Below are 22,314 nucleotides of genomic sequence, written 5' to 3' on the forward strand. Positions count from 1 at the left end.
TTAATTATTTTTTATCACCCAAAGTTTTGTTGATAAAGTTTGTCATTTTTGTATATAAATGCAAACGGGTATTTCCGCCGTAGATGCCATGATTTTTATCTGGATAAATCATCCATTCAAATTGCTTATTAGCTTGTACTAAAGCTTCAACCATACGCATTGTATTTTGCACATGGACATTATCATCGCCTGTTCCGTGAATTAATAAAAAATCGCCTTTTAGCTTATCTACATGATTTATTGGCGAATTCTCGTCGTAACCACTAGAATTTTCTTGAGGAGTCGTCATATAACGCTCCGTGTAAATACTATCGTAAAAACGCCAGCTTGTGACTGGTGCAACCGCGATTGCCATTGTAAACACATCGTTACCTTTAAACAATGCATTACTGCTCATAAAACCACCGTAGCTCCAACCCCAAATTCCGATACGTTCTTCATCGATATATGGTAGATTTCCTAATTTTTTAGCCGCTTCAATTTGGTCTTCAACTTCGTACTTACCTAATTCATTTTGAGTTACTTTTTTAAAATCAGCACCTTTGTAACCAGTTCCTCTTCCGTCCACACAAGCCACGATGTAGCCTTGTTGCGCCAAATACTGGTACCAATAATCGTTAGCACCATTCCAACGGTTTGCTACTTGTTGTGAACCTGGACCAGAATATTGATACATAAATAATGGATATGTTTTATTAGGGTCAAAATCCTCTGGTTTAATCATCCACATGTTTAGTTCATTACCATTAACTGAAAGTGTACTAAATTCTTTTTTTGATAATTTATAATCTTTTAGCATTTCTACTAAGTCACTATTATCTTTTATTGATTTTATCAATTTACCAGATTTAGCATCATGAAGTGTATATTCTTGTGGGGAATTTGCGCTTGAATGTGTATTGATAAAATACGTAAAGTCCGCACTAAAAGACGCATTGTTTGTTCCGTCTTTTTGCGTTAATCGCTTTTTATTTTTTCCGTTTAATTTGATGGAATACACATCTCTATTTATAGAACCGTTCTCTACAGATTGATAGAAAATGGTATTTGAGTCTTCATCAAAACCATAATAATCGGTAACTTCCCAGTTACCGTTGGTCACTTGATTAATTAACTTTCCGCTTTTGTCGTAGTGATAAATATGGTTGTAACCATCTTTCTCACTCGTCCAAATAAAGCTATTGTCTTCGAGAAACGTTAAATTGAAAGTCACATCAACGTATGCCTTATCTTTCTCGGCTAATACCAAATCTGAAGTGTTATTTTGAGTATTTATCATCCATAAATCCAATTCGTTTTGATGACGATTCATGTATTGCGCACTTAAAATATCAGCATCGTTAGACCAGTTTAACCTTGCGATATAAAAATCGTTATAAGTTTTACCGACTTTTATTTCAGATAATTTTTCAGTTTCTAAATCATACAAATGCAGAGATACTTTAGAATTTGTTTCACCAGCTTTTGGGTATTTAAATACTTGTTGTGTTTGGTATAAATCTGAACCGTAAACGTCCATTGAAAATTCTGGGACTTCAGATTCATCAAAACGTATAAACGCTATTTTATTACTATTTGCATTCCAATCAAAGGCGCGCACAAATGAAAATTCTTCTTCATAAACCCAATCTGTAATACCATTGATGATACTATTCTTGTTACCATCAAACGTGATTTGTTTTGTTTCGCCTTTAATTAAATCCTTCACGTATAAATTATTTTCAAAACCGTAAGCCACTTTATTTCCATCTGGAGAAAACGTTGGTTCTTGAACTAACCTATCAGAAAGTTTTGTTGCTGTATTTGTTTTTCTATCGTAAACAAAATATTCGCCTAAGGTTGAGCGTCTAAAAATTGGGCGCGACTGTGTCGTTAATAAAATTTTTGATTCGTCTTTACTAAAACTATAATCAAAAAAAGCTTGTACATCATTAAGATTAGAAGAATTGACTAAAGTTTCAACCTTTTTTAAAGTTTTGTAATCGTAAATATCAATAGAGCTTGTACGTGTTGACCTGTCAAAATTTAAAACCGAATATTGTTTTCCATTATTCATGGAGTGTAAGGCTTGCATGCCTTCGGTTCTAAAGGTGCCATTCCAAATTTCTTCTAATGTAATTTCTTTATTTTGAGCAGTTACCAAGCTTGTAACTAAAAAACCAACAATGGCAAAGATGCGGGAGATTTTCATTAACATTTTGTTTTTAATAGAACAAGGCCAAGTTTACTAAAAATTATGCAAAAAACACGAATTATTAACAGTAAATCGGCAATATTATCGATGATGCAACACATATTGTACCAATCCTAGTATCTTTGTGTTTCAAATTAAAAAATTGTTATGCATAACACCATTTCTGGATTTTCTAAACTTACCAAAGCCGAAAAAATCGATTGGATTTTAGACACCTATTTCAATAACGATGAAGCATCTCGAAAAACTGTGACGCAGTATTTTAATTCTGACTATAAACTCCAGAAATTACATGACGAATTTATTGAAAACACCATTAGTAATTTCTATTTGCCGCTTGGTGTTGCTCCAAATTTTTTAATCAATGACAGCCTTTACACTATACCAATGGCAATTGAAGAAAGCTCAGTAGTTGCTGCGGCGAGTAAAGCAGCAAAATATTGGTATAACCGTGGTGGATTTAAAGCTGAAGTCATTTCTACCGAAAAAATCGGTCAGGTGCATTTTACTTATTCTGGAAACAAAGAAGATTTACAGCGTTATTTTGAAGCTTTAAAACCGAAATTAATTGCAGATGCCTCGCCAATTACGAAAAATATGGAACGTCGTGGTGGCGGAATTTTAGATATTGAACTACGAGACAAAACAAATGTACTTGCTAATTATTATCAGCTTCACGCCACTTTTGAAACACTTGACGCGATGGGTGCAAACTTCATCAATTCTTGTTTGGAGCAATTTGCAGAAACTTTTAAAGCTGAAGCTGAAACTCATAATATTCAAAATTTAAATATTGTGATGAGCATCTTATCTAATTACGTGCCACAATGTTTGGTACGTGCAGAAGTGCGATGCAAAATTGAAGATTTAAAAGATAAAGACATCCCAAATCCTGAAGCTTTTGCAGAAAAATTTAAACAAGCTGTCGCTATTGCAGAAGTAGAACCTCATCGTGCCGTAACACATAACAAAGGCATTATGAATGGTATTGACGCAGTTGTTTTGGCCACAGGAAATGACTTTAGAGCTATTGAAGCAGGCGTACATGCTTATGCTTCAAAAGGGCAACATTATACAAGCTTAACACATTGTAAAATTGATAATGATGAGTTTTGTTTTTGGCTAGAAATTCCATTAGCACTTGGAACTGTTGGCGGTTTAACAAGTTTACACCCATTGGTGAAGTTTGCTTTGCAAATGTTAGGAAAACCATCTGCTAAAGATTTAATGAAAATTGTAGCTGTTGCCGGATTGGCGCAAAATTTTGCAGCTTTAAAATCTCTGACGACTACAGGTATACAGCAAGGTCATATGAAAATGCATTTGATGAATATTCTCAATCAATTTGAAGCTACAGAGACCGAAAGAAAACACTTAGTAAATCATTTTAAAAGTAACACGGTAACGCACAGTGCTGTTGTTGAGGCTATTGAAAAATTGAGAGCTTAATGGAATTTAAAAGCAACGGTAAACTTCTTTTAACTGGCGAATATTTGGTTCTCGATGGTGCTAAAGCTTTAGCGTTGCCGACACAATTTGGACAATCCTTGATTGTTGAAAAAATCGACAAACCTATAATTTCTTGGGAAAGTTACAATGAAACACACGCCATTTGGTTTCAAGATGTATTTTCTATTTCTGCGATTTTTTCGGATAGTATTAAATCAGATAATCAAGTTTCTGAACGCTTAATTCAGATTTTTAAAAGCATTAAACAATTGAATCCTAATTTTCTGGATTCTGATATTGGTTATAATATTAAAACTACTCAAGATTTTAATCGTACTTGGGGATTGGGCACCTCTTCAACCTTAATTAATAATTTAGCAAGTTGGGCAAATGTCGATGCTTATGAATTACTAGAACTCACTTTTGGAGGCAGTGGATATGATATTGCTTGCGCTCAATCCGATAGCGCCATTATCTATCAATTAACAGAAAATAAACCAAATGTTACCGAAGTAAAATTCAAACCTTATTTTAGAGACCATATTTATTTTGTATATCTTAATCAGAAACAAAATAGTAGAGATGGCATAAAAACGTATAAAGCTTTTAAAGGTGACTTAACACAACCAATAAAAGATATAAATGCTATAACAGAAGCTTTAATTACTTGCAATGACATAGAATCTTTTGACCGTTTAATTACTGCCCACGAAGAGATTATTGCAAAAATTATAGGTCAAAAACCTATAAAAAACTTATTGTTTAGCGACTTTAAAGGTGCCATAAAAAGTCTTGGCGCTTGGGGCGGAGATTTTGTAATGGTTACTTCTGAAAAAAATCCTGAGGTCTATTTTAAGAGTAAAGGTTACAAAACGATAATTCCTTATTCTCAAATGATAAAGGCATAAAAAAAAAGACTTCGCTAAACGAAGTCTTTTTTTTTATCTAAATATTTACTTCTTTTTAGTAAACTGTTTTTGCTCTGTTATCTTCAATCTCTGCAGATTCTTGTAACGCCGTATACACTTTTGATTGTACCGTATTTTTACGTGCGTTATTAAGACGCGCTAAAATTGCTGCGTAATTTTCTAATTTTGTAGCTTCGTTTCGCTTAGTTACCTCAATTACATAAACACCAGAGTTACCAACAATTGGCTTAGAAACTTGACCCTGTTGTAAACCTACAGCGGCACCAACAACTTTTGGCTCTGCTCCTGCTCCTGTTAATGTAGTATTAGCCGTTTTTACGCCATTTGCTGTTTTTACAGTCTGGCCTTGATTACTTGCAATATCGGCTAAAGTAGAGCCAGAAATTTTGTTTTTTATCATTTCGGCTTTCTTCTCTTTTCTAACGGCAATAGAAACTGGAACCTTTGCATTTTCCATGTCCATTAAACCTTCCTCATTGATATCTACTAATTGTACAACTATAAATCCTAAACCTGCAACAGGGAAGCTTTTATAATCTCCAACTTCTGTATCGTCATTAAATGCCCAACGTACTACTTGTCTTTGGCTACCGACACCAGGAATGTTTTCATCTAATTCCTTAAATGTTACTGGCTTTACAGCTAAGTTACGTTCTTCGGCTAATGCTGTAAAATCACCTGACTCTACTGCAATTTCAAATTTTTGTTTTGCATTAAACACATCGTCAATTGTTTTTTCTGATGGCTCAATTTTACGTGCCACTGTTGCTAGTTTTAAAGTTTCGTTAAAACCAGACTGGTCTAAAATTTCAATAATGTGATATCCAAAACTTGTTTCTACAACGTCAATATCTCCTTTAGAATTATCAAACGAATAGCTCTTAAATTCTGGAGCAAATCCTTGGTTGTATGTAAACTCGATGACACCTTCTTTTTCATTACTAACTTTATCAGAAGATAAATCTAATAAATCCACAAACTTTGAACGATTGTTTTTAACCACACCTAAAATACTATCAGCTGTTTTCTTTGCTTCTTCAGTTGTTTTTGTAACATCAGCTGCTGCACTTGTTGCGCCAGCATATGGAATTAAAATATGACGAACCTTAACAGAATCTGGTTTTACTGCTTTATCTAAAACTTTAGAGTATTTGTAATAACCGTTGTCTTTGTAAGGACCAAAATAGCCACCAACTTCGGTTTCTGCCAAACCATCTTTTGCGTCACCTAATTGAGATAATCTTGAATACGCCTCTACGTATTTCAAATCTGAATTAGAGTTTACAAACGTTTCAATATTTTTTGCATTATCAAAACCTAAAACAGTATCGGTAGATTTTGACACTTCGTTATACTCTACTTTATCGCTTCTCAATGCTAATAATTCTGCTTTTAAAGCATCTTCATCTTCCGTTGATGCATCTTCTCTAAATTCCACAAACAATACTTCGCGAGTCTGGTCTACTGTATAAGCTTTTTTATTTTTCTTCATGTAAGCTTTAATATCAGATTCTGATACGGTTATTGTACTATCTGGTATTGAAGAAAATGGAATTTGCACATACTTAACATCTACAGACTCTGCATCTTTAAGGTACTCACGTTCAGCTTCTGCTAAAGTAGAATTAACACCTGCTTTAATTAAATTGTAATATTGTTGTCTTAGTGCATTACTAGCTAAAGCTTGCTCATTATTTGTCCATTGTGCGTAGTTAATTGAAAATGTACTCAATGGCGCAGGTTGTGGCGCAATGTCTTTAAGGTTTGCAATAAACGCATTCATTCTATTGACATCAAAAATGCTATCCTGATTTTGAAACTCTGGGTACGAATTAAAATTATTTTTTAATAATTCGCGCATTTTATCTTGCTCAACCGAAAGACCTAGTTTATCATACTCTGTAGACATAATAATACGCTCTAACTCTTGGTTATAAACCTGATTTTTAATTTGCGTATCTGATGCATTTGGACCAACACGTTGTTGTTGGTTTTGCACTGCTAACATAAAAGGCTCTCTTTTAATGTCCTGCCCATTTACAGTTGCAACAACATCTCCTGTTGCACCGTTTCCGTCTAAGTTTCTAAAAACGTCACCGATTACAAAAGCAAATAATGCTAATGCAATTACTAGGATTAATACTAGCGAACGTTGTCTTATTTTATTTAAAACTGCCATTTTATGGTATGTATTTTGTTAAAAATTAGTGTGCGAAAATAACATTTTAAACCAAATAATAAAAGCTAGAAGCTTCTTTTTTAGTTCGGTTTTGAGGTATTAATCTTCGGTAAGTATTTTAAGGTTAACGCTATCTATTTTTGTTGAAGACACCTCGGTAATTTTAAATCTAAAATTTTCGATAATAATAGTATCGTCTAGTTTAGGAATATCTTGTGTATGGTTAACAATTAATCCACCTAAAGTTTCGTAAGCTTCACTTTCTGGAAGATTTATTTTATAAACTTCATTGATGTAATCGACCTCTAATCTTGCAGAAAAATTATAAGAGCTGTCATCTAACTTTTCTTCTGTAAGCTCAACACTATCATGCTCATCTTCAATTTCGCCAAACAATTCTTCAATAATATCTTCAACAGTCATTACTCCAGATGTTCCTCCATATTCGTCAATAACTACAGCTATACTTTTTCGTTTTTTTGTAAGAAGGCTTAAAACGTCTTTAATAAGTATGGTTTCAGGAACAAAAACAGCTTTTATTAAAATAGATTTTATGGTCTTTGGCCTTTTAAACAATTCAAACGCGTGCACATAGCCCAAGATGTCATCTAACGAATTTTTATACACTAAAATTTTGGTATAACCTGTATCTACAAATAATTGTCTAAGATTTTCAATTGAGTCCGAAATTTCGATTGCCATAATCTCGGTTCGTGGCACCATAACTTCGCGCGCTTTTACTTCAGTAAACTCTAAAGCATTCTGAAAAATTTGAATTTCGCTATCAACCTCATCATGCTCTTCAACCGATTCCATTTGTTCTGTAATAAAGTTGCCAAGTTCAACTTTAGTAAGTGCTAATTCCATAGCATCGCCTTCAGTTTTAAAGAATATTTTAAGAATAAAATCTGAAATACGAATTACAAACTCAGAAACTAGAGAAAACAACAAATAAAATAAATACGCAGGTAATGCGAAGAGTTTTAATAATCGGTTTGAATAAATTTGAAAAAAAACTTTTGGTAAAAATTCTGCCGTTAAAAGAATTACAACTGTTGAAATAATGGTTTGCGAGAGCAATTGTAAATCATTAAACAAGTAGTTGACGATGGTATAATCTGAAGGTAAAAATCCTTGAAACCAACGCACCAAAACCTCACCCATTTTAAAACCATAAATAACCAAAGCAATATTATTACCAATAAGCATTGTGGTAATATATTTTGATGGTCTTGCAGTAAGTCTGGTTAAAAGATTACCTAAAAAATCTCCTTGTTTTTTCTCTAATTCAATATGTATTTTATTGGCAGAAACATAGGCAATTTCCATACCTGAAAAAAAGGCAGAGAGTAAAAGTGAAGCAACAATAATTATAGCGTCGGTAGACATATATTATTTTTTGTTTCGGTCTTCAAATTTTTTACGAAAATGTTTTCTAAAAAAAAACATAAAAACTGCCAAAGCAGCAAATAATAAAGATATATAGCTACGGCTTCTGTTGATGTTCCAATTGCTTATGGCGTCGTAAATAAAAAGGACTCCAAATATTATATAAACATACTGAAAAATTTTAAGCGCTTTAATCATAAGTTAAATAATTATAGCACAAAAGTACATCAAATTTTAATTGAAATACTTTTAAAAGTTGATTTATCAAATTGAACTTAATCTAAATACAAACGATAATTATCGTTAAAAGATTTCTCAACTGCAGGTCAAAATTAAGTAAATATGAGTATTGAAGCTTTAGTCTGTATTGACATCTATATCGCCAGAAATCTCTAGCAGTGATGGATTATCAAAATTTCTATCGGAGTCAAAACCACGACCTGTTAAATCAGCACCATCGGATACTAATCGGCAGGCTTCATTGGTAAACACCCAATTGGTTTTTTGATTAAAATACATTTGAGGTGTAAATAATGAGTCATTTTTGTAAGTCGCTAAAATAACATTACCACGAAGGTCTATTAAATCTGTTTCGTTATAAATGATGGCGTAGTCTGCAAATATTTTGCTTTCGTTTTGAGCCTCATCGTAAACGCGTAGTTCTATACCATCAGGAAACTCAGAAAATGAAAAACTACGATTAGAAAAATCTAACATTTTTGGGCTGAGCAAATTTGCCCTAAGCTGAAAAGAATCTGTGTACTTTAAATTGATAGTATCTGCTATGCCAATAGGTTCGTTTTGCAACACGCCAACTTGCTGTACATCTTTAAAGTTGTTTTTACATGAAAAAAATACAGTCACAACTAAAGCTGTGACTGTATTTAAAATGATATGTAATTTTTTAGTTTTCAACACTAATTATCTCACTCTTGTGGTAACACCAATCCAACATCCAATTTTAATTGGGTCGCCAGCATTTTTACCTTCGGAGAAATTCATTGTTTTATCTGGAGCTGTAGCTTCGTAGCTTGCTACAGTTCTTGCTGCAGCACTTTTTAATCTACCATCTACACGACCTGCTTTTGCTGCTTCATCAGCTGCTGCCCAATAGGTCGCTCTTTTTTCGTAAACTGAATTTCCGCAGTTATTTGCACTAGATGCGTACATCGCTGCAATGCGTAAGTGCGGTGTGCCTTTTGAAGGGTTTAAGTTTAAGGCTTCTCTATATAAACTTCTAGCTTTAGCATAAGCGCCTTTCTTTTTATTTTTTTCTGCTCTAGCGAAAACAAACTTCCACTTTTTTAATGGGTCAGTTTCTAATTGCTCAGCTTGCGCATAATATTTTTCTGCAGCAGCATTGTCTCCTTTTTTCTCATTTAATACACCTAAATAGTATGCTGTAGTTGCATCTGGCTCAACTGTATTTTTTTGAGCAACCAATTTTTCAAACATTGGGTCATCAGTACAATCTTTTTGCCCCATTTTGTTCATTGCACGTTGTAACCACTGTGCATCGTTTTTGTTCTCTTCAAAATTCTTTTGATAGATAGGAATTAAGACTTCACATGTTCCTCTTTCGTTTACAATACCGTCTAAACTTTCTGAAACCGTATCAAAAGCATTTAATATTTGAGTATAATATCTTTTATACTGACCTTCTTTTTTAGTCAATTCTGTACCAGCTTCCTCTTTTTTAACATAGCTGTTTAGCTTTTCAGTTGCTTTATTTACTTCAGCTTCAATTTTCTCATTGATATCATCATACTTGTCAAAAAGTGATTGTGTATCTTCTATAGATTTAGCACCTGCATCGTACATTTCAACTTTTAAAGTAAAGTATGTATATAATGCATTAGGGTCATCGAAGTTTTTTAAATCTTCCTTATATGCTCGGTCGAAAATATTATAAACTTCAGCAGTAGATACACCTAAATCTTTTTTATATTTATAAGATAGCTTACCCATTTCTGATAACATTTCACCCTTTGGAAATTTAGATGCGTAATATTGATTATACTCTTCGTATAATTTCAATAAGTCTTTAATAAATGCTACTTTTTCTGCACCCGTAGAATTATCTATTTTATGCTCTAAAATATTCTGTCCGCCACCATTCTTTTTGCTATCAGCGTAAACCAATTGGTTAAAACCTGGACATTTTGTGCGTACTATTTTCCAAGCATCATAAGCTTCATCAAACTTTTTGTTTTTAGCGTAAGAACTAAATATAGACAGATTGTTCATACACTCCTCATTTTGCTGACTGTAACTGGTGTTAAAGCCAACAACTAAAGCTAAAAGTAGTAATGTAATTTTCGTCTTCATCATTTTAAATTTTGTTAGTTATATTTTCTTTTTTTGAACCATCTATCACTTAAGGATAAACTTACGTTGAAATTGAAAAAGTCTTCTTGAATTAAATTTTGGTCTTTTGTGCCTCTTTGTCCATACTCAAAACCAAGATTTACTTCCGAAAACAATCCTGTTTGTGGTCCGATTGGTAATCCTAGTCCAAAAGATATGCCAAACTCGTTTATAGACTCGTTATTAACTACGAGACCTGTGTTTTCGAAACGGACTCCAGCACGATAAACCACTCTTTTGAAGTAACTTGAGAGCGAACGATGGTTAGGTAAATAAAAACCACCAATTGCAAATGAAGATGCATTTTCAAAGGTTGTATTATTAATTGTTGAATCTAATAATGGATTTTGAAAAACACTTGTATTTTGAGAAACATATTCTGCACCAATAAACCATTTTGATGTTTGCCCTAAACCAAGACCTAAAGATAATCTGTTGGGTAACGATAATTCTGTTTCTTCTCGGTTTCCTAAATCGACATCAATTGTATTTTGTTCAAACTCATCTCCTAGTGCAGAAACGATTACTGTAGAAATAGACCTTTCGTTAATAGAATTAAGTTTACTTTCTGGTGCATAGGTCGCTGTTGCAGATAATTCTAATTTATTCGTGATTTTAGTTCTGTAAGCTGCACCAAAATTAAAATTTAGACCACTTAAATCTGAACGGTTATTTTCTCTCGTTGCAAATTGCACAAGATTACCATTTGTATCATAAACAAACTGAATAGCATCATTTTGCGTGTTACCAAAATTATAATTGGCGTCGATACCAACAGATAATTCGTCGGTAACTAAATAACCTAAACTAAAAAAAGCTTTGTTAAGTCCACCTTCACCTTCATATCTATAATCTACTCTATCATTTTCTAATGGGTTTGTGTCTTGAAGTTTGTAGCCTACAGAAGTAAAAGGTATTAAGCCAAAACCTGCTCCAAATTTTCCTAAAGGAATAGAAACTGCTAGATAATCAAAACCTGAGCTACTTGTGCTTTGAGATTCTGTATTACTTTTTAAAGTAAGGTCTGTAAATGTTCCAGCAACAGAAAATTTAACTGGTCTACTCTCACCATCATAAGGTGTAGCTTCTAAATTTTTGCCTGCGTAAGATGCAGGATTTCTTAGGTTAATGTGTAAACTATCAATATAAGAACCAATACTTCCCATTCCGCGGCTCTCTACTGTGCCTTTAAATTTTAAACTTCCTATTCCATAAAAAGAATAAGGGGAAGCTGTTCCTTGCTGAGCATATGAAAATGAGCTAGCTATTGCTATAAGAACTACAACAGATTTTTTAATCATTATAATGAATTAAATTCCAGAATATAATTTAGACCTTCAAGCAGAAAATCCGAGTTGGCAAATATGCTACTTTTTAATTGTTTAGACAACATTTTAGCATCTCCACCTGTTAAAATAACTGTTAAATCTGAATATTTTTCCCTGTATTTTTCAATTACACCATCAATCTCATTGACTGTTCCAAAGATTACACCCGAGTGAATTGATGCTTTTGTAGAAGTACCTATAATTTCTGTAGGAACTTCAGTTTCTAATAACGGTAAATTTGCTGTTAAATTATTTAGTGCCATATATCTTAGACGAATACCAGGAGATATAGCACCACCTAAATAGATATTCTTTGAAGTTATAAAGTCATAAGTTATACAAGTACCTGCATCTATGATTAAAACATCTGAGTTGCTAAAACCTAATATTGAAGCACTAACAAGTGCAATTCTGTCTACACCTAATGTAGTAGGTGTTTCGTAATTATTTTGAAACGGTATTTTGGTTGAAGCGTTTAATTGTAAAAGCTTTAAGTGCTTTTTAACTGAGGATATCTCTTGTTCTTGCAATCGACCTACGGAAGATACAATGGCTTGTTTTAATTCTGGAAATTGCTTTCTAGTTGTTTTAAATTCTTTTTTAAAGTCATTTAAACTAAAATTATGCTTCCAAATAAGATTATTCTCACTGAAAACAGCAAATTTTACACGTGTATTACCAACGTCTATTATAAGATTCATAGGCATTTAGGAAAACACAAATTTATAAAAGTAAATTTTACAAAAATCTTTTTGGTAAAACTAAAAATGAATTTATATTTGCACCCGCTTCAGTAATGAAGTAAACTGGTGCCTTAGCTCAGTTGGTAGAGCAAAGGACTGAAAATCCTTGTGTCCCTGGTTCGATTCCTGGAGGCACCACTTTTAAACCCTGTAAACATTTGATTTACAGGGTTTTTTAGTTTTTAAGAGACAGTTATAGAGACACTAAAATATTCAAATTATAAAATCACTACAATTTGGATTTGAAATTTATGCAAGCGATAAGAATCAAGTTTCTCATGTTTTTCACAGCTTCGATATGCCCCAATTAAAATAACACAAATACTTTAGGACCATAGAATTATTTACGGAACTATTGCCTATAAATACTTTTTAACTAGATGAAGAATTATATAAACCTAAAACCTACTATCCATGAAAAAAAAAAAAATTCATTTACAGAAAACATTACTTCAATAGATGCCCATTAAAGATGAAAACTAACTATTAATTGAAAATTAATAAATACTTTGACCTTTGATTAATTGAATCCCACCTATTTCAGGTAGTACAAATACTTAAATATAATTTTAATATTAAACTCTTAAATCTAAATTATATTTATTATGAAAATTATTAATTTTTCAAATGAGCTTAACCTTGAGCACAGCATTGCATTGATTTTAATTTATGCACTATTGATTGGCTGTAGCAATGATGACGACACCCTAATTCCAATTGATCCACCTATCGCCGAAAACCAAATGTTCACTATTGTCGAGAATCCGCTACCTAATCAAAGTATAGGTTCCGTTTTGGCTACAGATACCCAAAACTTAGACCTTACCTTTATTTTAAACAACCAAAGCAATGTAAACGCTATACGAATTAGTGAAGCATCTGGTGAGCTATTTGTTAATAATGTCAGTGCATTTGATTATGAACTGAACACAACGATAACGTCAGATGTTACAATAAGTAATGGTTCTCAGTCCAGTACTGTACAGATAACTGTAAACCTTACCGACATTAGACCGTCTGAACAAGAACTTGTAGCCCACTACCGCAATGATAACACAATAAACGATATTTGCTCAGACTCGTCTATAAATGGAATAGATGCCACATTTCAAAACGGTGATTTACCAAATATAATTACTGGTGTATTTGGAAACGCATATGATTTTGAAAATACAATTAGCAACATCAATTTCCCTTCGAACGGAATTCAAAATAACAGTGCTTTTAGCATTGGCCTTTGGGTAAATCCAAAGAATGATGGATTTATTATCGGAAAAGGTACAGCGGCCGCGCAAAATCTGTTTCTTGAAACCACCTCATTTGATGCAAATAATGTTGAATTAAAACTATTTTATAGCAGTACGACTACAACTACTCTACAAGTGTATGATGAAATATTATTACCAAAAAATCAATGGTCTCATGTAACCATCACAAAAGATCCCAATCTAAAATGGACGACTTATGTCAACGGTGTTGTTGTCAACGAGACAACCATGAATGAGGATAATCTTTGGACAAACACAATACTACATATAGGTGGCTGGGGATCTGCTAATTACTTGGACGGCGCTATCGACGACATTTTTATCTACAACAGAACTCTAAGTGCGCAGGATGTTGATTTATTAATTAATAATTAGAACGATTAATTAATATAAAATAAAAGCTATCCAGAAGGATAGCTTTTATTTCTTGAACTCATAGCTTAATAGGATTTACATTTCTCAATTTAAAATGTCTTCAAGTCTCTTATCCAATTCTTCTCCTCTCAGGTTTCGTCCTATGATTTTGCCATCCTTAGAAATCAAGAAATTATCAGGAATGCCATTGATACCATAAATCATAGAGGCATCATCTTTTCCTCCTTTGAAATCTGATACGTGATACCATGGAAGACTATCTTGTTCAATAGCCTTTAACCAACTATCCTTTTTACCGTCTTGTGAGACGGCAAAGATTTCAAAACCGAGAGGTTTATACTTCTTGTAAGTTTTTACCAAGTTCGGGTTTTCTTTACGGCAAGGTGAACACCAAGATGCCCAAAACTCCAACAGCACTGTTTTCCCCTCAAAATCAGACAGGCTCTTTTCATTCCCATCTGTATCTTTTGAGGTAAAATCAACATAGCTATCTCCAATTTTAGGTTGTTTGTTTAAGGACAAGTAATTTGCCACATTTCGCCCAAACTCTGATTCTTTGTTTTGCGTGGACATTGGCTCAAACAACTTTTGTGTTTGTTGCTTTCCCCAAGTAGTAGTATAGACATCAAGTATAGAGATACTTACAATACTATTGGGGTTGTTTTTAACAAATTCTTTTTCAACTTCGAGACGTTCTTCCCTTTCTAATCCTTTAATTTTTTGCCTTAAAAACATAGTTAGAGTCTCAGGCGCTGAGCCAGTAATAGGAGCCGTTTTAAAATCTGTTTTAGATGCATCAAATGTCATGCTATTGTCCGTTGCCCAAAAAAACCTGTAATTTTTCAAAGTTTTGTCGTGGACCAATAGCTGTACTGGCGTTGTGTCCAGTTTGGTAGAAAACATAAAATTATTATCTTCAATGATTGCAGAATCTATTGTTTTATTATTATATCTAAGATACATTTTATCTCCATCATCAATACCCTTTGTTTTGCCTGTTAAAACAAATTTCTCCTTGTCCGTGGTGCATGCAGTCACCCATGATAGAAATAGTACTAAAACGAATAAGAGAATGAGATAAATAAATTGTTCCTGTTGTGATATTTTTTGCTTCATGATTATAAGTTTAATGAATGAAAAAACCTCATGACCAAACGACCATGAGGTCTAGATACTACCATAAACCCTTTCTCGTGTGACTGATAGTATTTAACATCGTGGGTTATTCTTTTACAATCTTTTTTGTAAAGGTTTTACCATCTGCGGTTTGCAGTCTTACAAAATAGATGCCTTTTTCTAAGTTGTAAACGTTGTAGACATTTGAATCATTTGGCATCAAAGTCAGCACGCGATTTCCAAGTATTCCAAAAACTTTTATGGCTTCTATGTTTAGATCATTGCCTCTGATTGTGAAATTGTCTTTTACAGGATTTGGGTGAAGAGTCGCTGAATTTAATTGCGTGATATCCTCCAAATTCAGAACTGAATCTGTGGTAAATTCCAATTTATTAGACACTTTGCTGAAAGTGGATTCGGTGTTGTTACAAACAGATCTTACATAAACATCATAAGGTGTATTTGCATCAAGACCATTAACTAAATTATTTCCAACAGAAAGTATAAAACTATCTACTGGTGTATCTGTTTCAGGATTAGCGTTGTCTGTAAACACATAGCATTTATAACTATTTACCATAGCGTTTGGTGGAGTCCAAGAAATATCAACACTGTTTTCTGACGGTGTAAATGTAATATTTGAGCCACTTAAAGTGGGGTTGATACAGTTAGATTCTTCAATAACGAAAAGTTCTTGACCAACATCAACTCTATCCAAAGATGCAATTACATTATTGTTAACTATTTGTAAATTGAGTGGAAATGCATCCGCATCGTTATTAGATATAACTCTTTCTAAGCTATTATTTGTTGTATCGTATACGAAAACCGCCCCAGCATTGGATAAGCGTCTACCCACAAAATAGATATCATCATTCTTTACCACCATCTGGCTAAAGTTTTCACCCAACACTTCACCAGATAGGTTGGTCAACTTATTGGTAGTGCCGAAGTTGTCGATTTCCCAAAGTTGTCTTCTAGCACCAAAACTTCCTCCAAAAGTTATTGCTGTAAAATATAAATTTCCATTTACGACCAAGAAACTTTGTGGCTCACCCAGTACCTCTACAGTAGGATTATTTGTTAGGATTTGTTGCGTAGAACTAGAGGATAAATTATGACGAAAAAGAGATCTGCCTCCAGTTGCACCAATAGCTGAAAAATAAATGTCACCATTATATTCTACAACATCAATTGGATTGCTTGATGCTGCACCAGGATTAACATCGGCAACTAATTCTGCGGGCGGTATGTTATTAATATCTGATAAATCAACACGCCATAATTCTCTTCCTTCTGTTGGTGTTACTGCTGAAAAGTATACAAAGTCACCAACCTGCTTTAAATTTTGAGGTGCTGCTCCTGCGGAGAAGTTTGTTGTAGGTATCAAAAGTTTTATTGAGAAAATTTCTAATGCAGCGAATACTTGTCTTGTATTATTGTTATCAGTAGCAGCGGTAAATACATATAACTCACCACCTGTATCATTAGTATGTTTTATTTCCCAACCTGGGTTAGATGAACCGTTTGGATTAATATCTTGAAACAATTCTGTACCAGCAGTAGTTCCATCAGAAATATAAAGTTCCATATCGCCTGAACTATCTTTGGAATGAAATATAACTTGGCCACCAACCTCAATAAAACCACCCGCTTCATTAGAATTTCCTGAACCTGCTGTTGATGTATTATTTAAGAACGTGTTAGTTCCCAAATCAAAAAAGTCAATTATGTCAGTCGTAGTTGGGAACCTTCTTGGGGTAATAAGAATGTTGGTATCAGTTACTGCAAAAATATTGGGATTTAAGTTTGGATCTGTATCAGGGAATGCACGGCTTCCAGTACCTACGTAAGCTGTACCTGAAACGGTACCATCAGTTACACAAACAGGATGATAATTACTCGTAGAAAATTCTGTTGCATTGAATAGAGCTCTACCATTTGCAACCTTAAAATTTCTCGGAGAACCATTTGCAGTTCCTGGATGAAAATCGAATAATAGTCGAGCCGTTTTGGAATTTTGTGAAATAGCTGCAACTGTAATTAAAAAGCAGCAAAACATAATAATTTTTTTCATGATATAAAGGGTTTATAATTAAAACACAAATTTATGCCTATATCAAAAATGATGAACTACCCGAGATGGGTAGGGAGAGGTATTATTAAATCTTAGACTAGGAAGAATAACAAACCTTTTGCAAAAAGTCTTTTTTAATTTTCCTTCAACCATGATATCCAATCGCTGACTACCTCTGCCAAATAATCTTTTTTTTCATTTTCTGAAGTAGTTTCTCTCTGTAATCGGTAACTGTGTCCCAAATCTTGATATACCTTCCAAGTAATGTGGGAAATGCTATCTTTTATACATTCAACCCTAAACATATCTTGATAGGGGCTGGATTCATCCTTTGTACCATAAGAAATTAAAACAGGTATATTGAGACTTTTTAAAATTTCATTTTCGTTTTTAGAAAACGAACTCATCATGCGATAAGAATCCCTTCCTTTATTAGAAATACTTACAGGGTCATTAACAATAGCTTCCCAATAATCAAAGTCTTTTTCAATTTCCTCGTTGCTTTCTCCATGAATCCGCTTTCGTGCAATAATGGATAGAATAGTGGAAAAGTAGGGCAATCCGCTTGAATAGATCAAGTGAGTAATTTCAGGGATTTCATTCGCCATACCCAAGGCTATACTACTCCCTTGTGAATGGCCGGAAACAACCAATTTATTTGAATCCACCCATGACTCTTTTAATAGTTTCTCAACAATAAATTTATTGGTCTTTACATAATATTCAAGATTATTATTCTCGATATATGCCCGTGAATATGTTTTAGTTTCCTTATTAACAAAATATTCTTTCCTTCTATCTAGACTATCTCTATGACTTACTAAAGGTACTCCAGGCTTGTTGACGATGGCAATGTGATAATCATCTTCAAAAAAGCCTTCTTCCATCGCAATCGCATATATGCGCTGTGTGCCATTGTGTATGATGAGTGGAACAGCCCTAGATCCCTGAACAGAAAACAATAATGGTTTTTTGATATGCTCCTCACCTTTCTTAGATTTGATTATAACATCGAGCGTGTCATTTTCCATAACATATTGAAAGTGTCTAAAGCCGAAACTTTCTGGCTGATATTGAGCATGACATTTTAAAAAGTTAAAAAGGATTAATACTGGAATTAATAATTTCATATGTTAATAAATGAAAGTTAGAAATGTTGAAATATTTATATACTAAAGCTATTATTTTTTGAATTTTTTAGTCTAAAGCTTGTAATCAGAGTACGCGCCATTAACAAAAAAATATCTTATTTAAATAGAGAACATATATGATAATTATTTAGTTAGGCAATAAAATTCTAATCAATGTTTTAAAATAATGATTAGCATTTAACCTACTCAATTTATAGTACAAACTCACTTTATTAGAAGTCTTAATTGTTCTTTTTCATTATTGTCATAGCTTATTTCAACCATAAAAACACCGGAAATAAGTCCCTTTGTAAAATAATCTTTAGTTTGGCCATCAAATTCCCGTAAAACCTTACCATGTAGATCTTTGATTTTAACGTTTTTAATGTTTTTATTTCTTTCTGTTTTAATTTTAAAATTGGTTTTTGTAGGATTTGGATAGATTATCGTTCTATTGGCACTCCCAATACCGCCACCTGTATTGCCGTTGGTTTGGCAGACTCTATTATTTGGTGGTAATACTTCAATTGAAATTCCTGTATTGTTCAGTGGTGCGCCATTGATACTGGCTAAAATATCATAAGTACCAGGATTGGAGTAACAAACATTTTCCGTGACTGCGCTTCCAGTCGTAGTGTCCGCTCCAGGGAATGACCATGAAATTGTAGCACCCGACAGTCCACTGCCTAAGCTGGCCTCAATGTCTATACAGGTATTTGGGCAAATACGTGTTGAGGAAGCGCTGTAGGATACGTTACATGAAGGCAACATCGAGTAGTCTTTCGTTCTTGGCAAATCATCAAAAACAGAATTAGCAGGTTCAAAACTTCTACCCCAAACTAAATAGTCGCAATCGCCACGCTTTGCATAAATCATTCCAAAACCTGAGCTGTACAATTCGCTAATACCCGTCAAAAGACCAGTATTGTTTGGATTTCTAACTTCTAGCCCTACCGAAGAATTTGCTTGAGACATATTTCCAATGCCCAAATCGCCAAACGCATTCGAGCCCCAAGAAACAACTTTTCCATTCTGCAAAAGTGCTTGGACAGAATAATTGGTAGCCTCAATCTCAATTACATCAGACAGCGTAACTGTCTTATTACCATCCTTCAGTAACACATTAACGGGCGATGTGCTTGAATTTACCGTAGAATTGTTGCCCAATAAACCATTAAAATTACTTCCCAATGACTTAACGATTCCGTTTGACAATAAAAAATGAGTGGATACCTGTGTTCCGGCGATATCCACAACACCGCTTAAATTGGGAATTTTTCTAGCCACATAACTAACACCAGTGGTAGTGCCATTACCAAATTGACCATTACTGTTATTTCCCCAAACCCAAACATCTTGGTTATTATCAATGGCATAAAACGTATATGACCCAAATGGATTGTAAATTTTCTGGATTCCACTAAGTTTTGTTGTGTTGTCAATTTTTACAAAAGTTGGCGACAGTAATGTTAAGGGCATTCCGTTTTTTTCGCCCCACATTAATACATGGCCATTCGATGTTAGCGCCAAACTGCCATAATAATCGCTTGATATGTCTATAACATTATTTAATACACCTGAATTTACAGGTGACAAAGGTGCGCTATATGATGTCATGGCAACACCGCTATTTGTAGTATAGCCTAAACCTAGTTGTCCTTTATCATTTTTTCCTATTGAAATTAATGTCCCATCGTTATATAAGATATTGTGAAAATCTGCACCTAATGCTACTTTCTTAATACCGGAAGCATTTGCTGGGGTTTGAAAAGGCACGGTATAGTTTGTAGGTACTTGAGAATTCAACCAACCCTCATAAAAAAGCGAGTTGTTATCCTCTATAACTGCACCCTGAAGTCCAGTATAAAACTTCTGAGAATAAGCCATTATGGAACAAAAGCCTAAACAAAAACAAATAAGTAATTTAATAACCTTCATAATCATCTAATTTTAAAATTGTACCTCTCAAATAAACAATCTATTTAATCTAATTGGACTACCTACAATGGGTAGGTTATCAGTTTTTAACAAAAAAAATGTGCAGTGAAAATCACTGCACACTTTAAAAAAAACTAATTAATCCGCTATTAACTACCAATCTCTTGGAGTTCTCTTCTAATGCCTTTATCGACATCAACTTGCATTTGCACCTCCTCAATTTGTTGGTCGTTAAAACCTGCGTCATGCATCTCAACTGTTGAAGCACCACCTACTATCATTAGATAAAGTGCGTAAAGAATTGTTCCTACCATAATAAATAATTTTTATTGATTAATACTGATACAAATGTAGTTGCGCTTATAAGTATTTGTACTACCTTAAATGGGTGGCTATCCTATCTTTTTGCAGCTGAAGCGCACTTTTGATTTGGCGGCACCCCAACTTTGTGGCTGGTTAAGGCCGTATTTTCTAAAAGTGTACGTATGGTAGCCACACGAGCCATCATCTTTTTTGTAGGTGAACGTGGCATCCATTTCCTGCCAAGGCTCGACGCCAACGGGTCTTACCCAGCGCCATTTGGTTTGCAGATACGCTTTTTTAAATTTTTCCTCCCAATTCTTTGCATTCATAATGTTGAGTAATTGCGACTCTAATTCAGAATCACGATATGCGACACTAGGAAGTGGAGTATCTGCAATAAAGTTATCCATCATTTTGTTGGCAGCTTTTTTATAGTAATCTGCTCCTTCATTCTTGCTAAGATCTATATAAAACTCCCCTTTATAAGTCTGGCTTTTGGTTTTTGGTCCTTTGGCTTTTATAATTACGTTCCATTTCTTGTTCCGCTCGGGTTGCAACGCCATCCAATCTGCTGTAAAAATAGGTGTGATATTTTTATTGTCAATATCCTTTTTAATGTTTGAAGTCATGTTAGGTAGTAGTACGAACTGAACCCAGCTTTGTGACTTTGGAGTTTCTGGTGCGACCTTTACAGTATAGTCTGCATTAGTCGCTATAAGTCCAGTATCGTAAGAACCTTGAAGTCGATTATAAGCTTCGTCTTCTAAAACAATTTCAAGATTGCCACTTCCCGTACTTAGGTTCCAACTGCCCACAGCATCCTCTATACTTACGGGTAAATAAATTGTTCCGATAATTTGGTCTCCGGCAACAAATTGTGGATTGATTTCAACGCTACTTTCATTACCTGGAGTGAATGTTTTTTTTGTAAAAATGACTTTACCAAGGTTTTCTTTATGAAAGTCTGACGTATAAATTGATGCCATAGAAAGCTCTGCCTTCGCTAACTGTTTGTCACTAAAATTTATAACATCTTGAAGCGCTTGGTTAGCTCCTGCAATATTAAGCAAGCCTTCTGCGACTTCCTTAATACTTTTTGCTGTAGCTAATAAATCTAAACCTGCATCGTTATTGGCATTATCTAGTTTGCTCATTAAAAAAGCAGGTATTTTTTCTCGATTGATAAAATCTGGATAATCCAATAGTATCTCCTCTAAGCGTTTAGCTCTTGGGTTGGTAGAATTTTGTAATGATTGTAAAAGCGCTTTTCTATCAAAATTTGAAGCTACTTTTAGAAAGTCACCGCCGTTATTTAAAAAATTGTAACGGTCTGGATTGGCAGTATGCTGACCACCTGGCATTTTTTTCCCATGATAACGATTAAAAAAGCTAATAAGCGTATTAATATCTTGAGTTTTTGAAGCACCAGAGTAACTTTCGCCTTTTAAACCTGCTATTCTTTCACAAAGTTTGGAAATATCTGCATTTGGTGCTTTATTTAATAAAGCTTTCATTGAGTTTTTAGCCAT

General features: G+C 33.8%; 16 protein-coding genes and 1 tRNA gene. 4 read left to right on the plus strand and 13 right to left on the minus strand.

The window, feature by feature from the left end; genetic code table 11:
* Positions 1–4 precede the first annotated feature (4 nt).
* A complete protein-coding gene (locus ACFQ1Q_RS02710; protein WP_386127733.1) occupies positions 5–2,191 on the minus strand; it encodes a S9 family peptidase in 2,187 nt (728 codons plus the stop codon).
* A gap of 150 nt (positions 2,192–2,341) precedes the next feature.
* On the opposite strand from ACFQ1Q_RS02710, the gene ACFQ1Q_RS02715 reads away from it, so the two are divergent.
* Positions 2,342–3,643: a hydroxymethylglutaryl-CoA reductase, degradative gene (locus tag ACFQ1Q_RS02715; RefSeq protein ID WP_386127735.1), complete on the plus strand. Its 1,302-nt coding sequence runs from the start codon at positions 2,342–2,344 to the stop codon at positions 3,641–3,643.
* The gene (locus ACFQ1Q_RS02720; RefSeq protein WP_386127737.1) at positions 3,643–4,551 is read left to right on the plus strand and encodes a GYDIA family GHMP kinase; all 909 of its coding nucleotides are present in this window, start codon (positions 3,643–3,645) and stop codon (positions 4,549–4,551) included. Before ACFQ1Q_RS02715 ends, ACFQ1Q_RS02720 begins: the two co-directional genes overlap by 1 nt.
* 55 nt (positions 4,552–4,606) lie before the next feature.
* On the opposite strand, the gene ACFQ1Q_RS02725 is transcribed toward ACFQ1Q_RS02720, so the two are convergent.
* From ACFQ1Q_RS02725 to ACFQ1Q_RS02750, 6 genes are all read right to left on the minus strand, one after another.
* Positions 4,607–6,751, minus strand: coding sequence for a SurA N-terminal domain-containing protein (locus ACFQ1Q_RS02725; protein WP_386127739.1), 2,145 nt, complete (start codon positions 6,749–6,751; stop codon positions 4,607–4,609).
* Between the two features lie 99 nt (positions 6,752–6,850).
* A complete protein-coding gene (locus ACFQ1Q_RS02730) occupies positions 6,851–8,140 on the minus strand; it encodes a hemolysin family protein (RefSeq protein ID WP_386127741.1) in 1,290 nt (429 codons plus the stop codon).
* Positions 8,141–8,497: 357 nt separating this feature from the next.
* Positions 8,498–9,055 (minus strand): LPS export ABC transporter periplasmic protein LptC, encoded by a 558-nt coding sequence (lptC, locus tag ACFQ1Q_RS02735; RefSeq protein ID WP_386127743.1) that lies wholly within the window; start codon positions 9,053–9,055, stop codon positions 8,498–8,500.
* Positions 9,056–9,061: 6 nt separating this feature from the next.
* A complete protein-coding gene (locus ACFQ1Q_RS02740; protein ID WP_386127745.1) occupies positions 9,062–10,468 on the minus strand; it encodes a hypothetical protein in 1,407 nt (468 codons plus the stop codon).
* Positions 10,469–10,482: 14 nt separating this feature from the next.
* Positions 10,483–11,808, minus strand: coding sequence for a hypothetical protein (locus ACFQ1Q_RS02745; RefSeq protein ID WP_386127747.1), 1,326 nt, complete (start codon positions 11,806–11,808; stop codon positions 10,483–10,485).
* A complete protein-coding gene (locus ACFQ1Q_RS02750; protein ID WP_386127749.1) occupies positions 11,808–12,536 on the minus strand; it encodes a type III pantothenate kinase in 729 nt (242 codons plus the stop codon). The genes ACFQ1Q_RS02745 and ACFQ1Q_RS02750 overlap by 1 nt, the downstream gene beginning before the upstream one ends.
* Before the next feature lie 107 nt (positions 12,537–12,643).
* Here ACFQ1Q_RS02750 and ACFQ1Q_RS02755 point away from each other — a divergent pair.
* Both ACFQ1Q_RS02755 and ACFQ1Q_RS02760 read left to right on the plus strand, forming a co-directional pair.
* Positions 12,644–12,716: transfer RNA gene (locus ACFQ1Q_RS02755), tRNA-Phe, on the plus strand.
* Between the two features lie 467 nt (positions 12,717–13,183).
* On the plus strand, positions 13,184–14,221 hold the full coding sequence (locus ACFQ1Q_RS02760) for a LamG domain-containing protein (protein WP_386127751.1): 1,038 nt from the start codon (positions 13,184–13,186) through the stop codon (positions 14,219–14,221).
* Positions 14,222–14,305: 84 nt separating this feature from the next.
* Here the strand turns inward: ACFQ1Q_RS02760 and ACFQ1Q_RS02765 are convergent, their stop codons facing one another.
* The 6 genes from ACFQ1Q_RS02765 to ACFQ1Q_RS02790 all read right to left on the minus strand — a co-directional run bounded on the left by ACFQ1Q_RS02765 (position 14,306) and on the right by ACFQ1Q_RS02790 (position 22,314).
* Positions 14,306–15,337: a redoxin domain-containing protein gene (locus ACFQ1Q_RS02765; RefSeq protein WP_386127753.1), complete on the minus strand. Its 1,032-nt coding sequence runs from the start codon at positions 15,335–15,337 to the stop codon at positions 14,306–14,308.
* 106 nt (positions 15,338–15,443) lie between these two features.
* Positions 15,444–17,414: a T9SS type A sorting domain-containing protein gene (locus ACFQ1Q_RS02770; RefSeq protein WP_386127755.1), complete on the minus strand. Its 1,971-nt coding sequence runs from the start codon at positions 17,412–17,414 to the stop codon at positions 15,444–15,446.
* A 134-nt stretch (positions 17,415–17,548) separates the two neighbouring features.
* Positions 17,549–18,544, minus strand: a complete 996-nt coding sequence (locus ACFQ1Q_RS02775) for a hypothetical protein (RefSeq protein WP_386127757.1) — start codon at positions 18,542–18,544, stop codon at positions 17,549–17,551.
* Positions 18,545–18,769: 225 nt separating this feature from the next.
* Positions 18,770–20,482: a T9SS type A sorting domain-containing protein gene (locus ACFQ1Q_RS02780; RefSeq protein WP_386127759.1), complete on the minus strand. Its 1,713-nt coding sequence runs from the start codon at positions 20,480–20,482 to the stop codon at positions 18,770–18,772.
* 149 nt (positions 20,483–20,631) lie between these two features.
* Positions 20,632–20,796 carry a hypothetical protein gene (locus tag ACFQ1Q_RS02785; protein WP_386127761.1) on the minus strand — a complete coding sequence of 55 codons (165 nt, stop codon included), beginning with the start codon at positions 20,794–20,796 and terminating at the stop codon, positions 20,632–20,634.
* A gap of 78 nt (positions 20,797–20,874) precedes the next feature.
* On the minus strand, positions 20,875–22,314 hold the full coding sequence (locus ACFQ1Q_RS02790; protein WP_386127763.1) for a hypothetical protein: 1,440 nt from the start codon (positions 22,312–22,314) through the stop codon (positions 20,875–20,877).

The organism is Winogradskyella litorisediminis (genome assembly GCF_042675765.1).
Lineage (GTDB): Bacteria > Bacteroidota > Bacteroidia > Flavobacteriales > Flavobacteriaceae > Winogradskyella > Winogradskyella litorisediminis.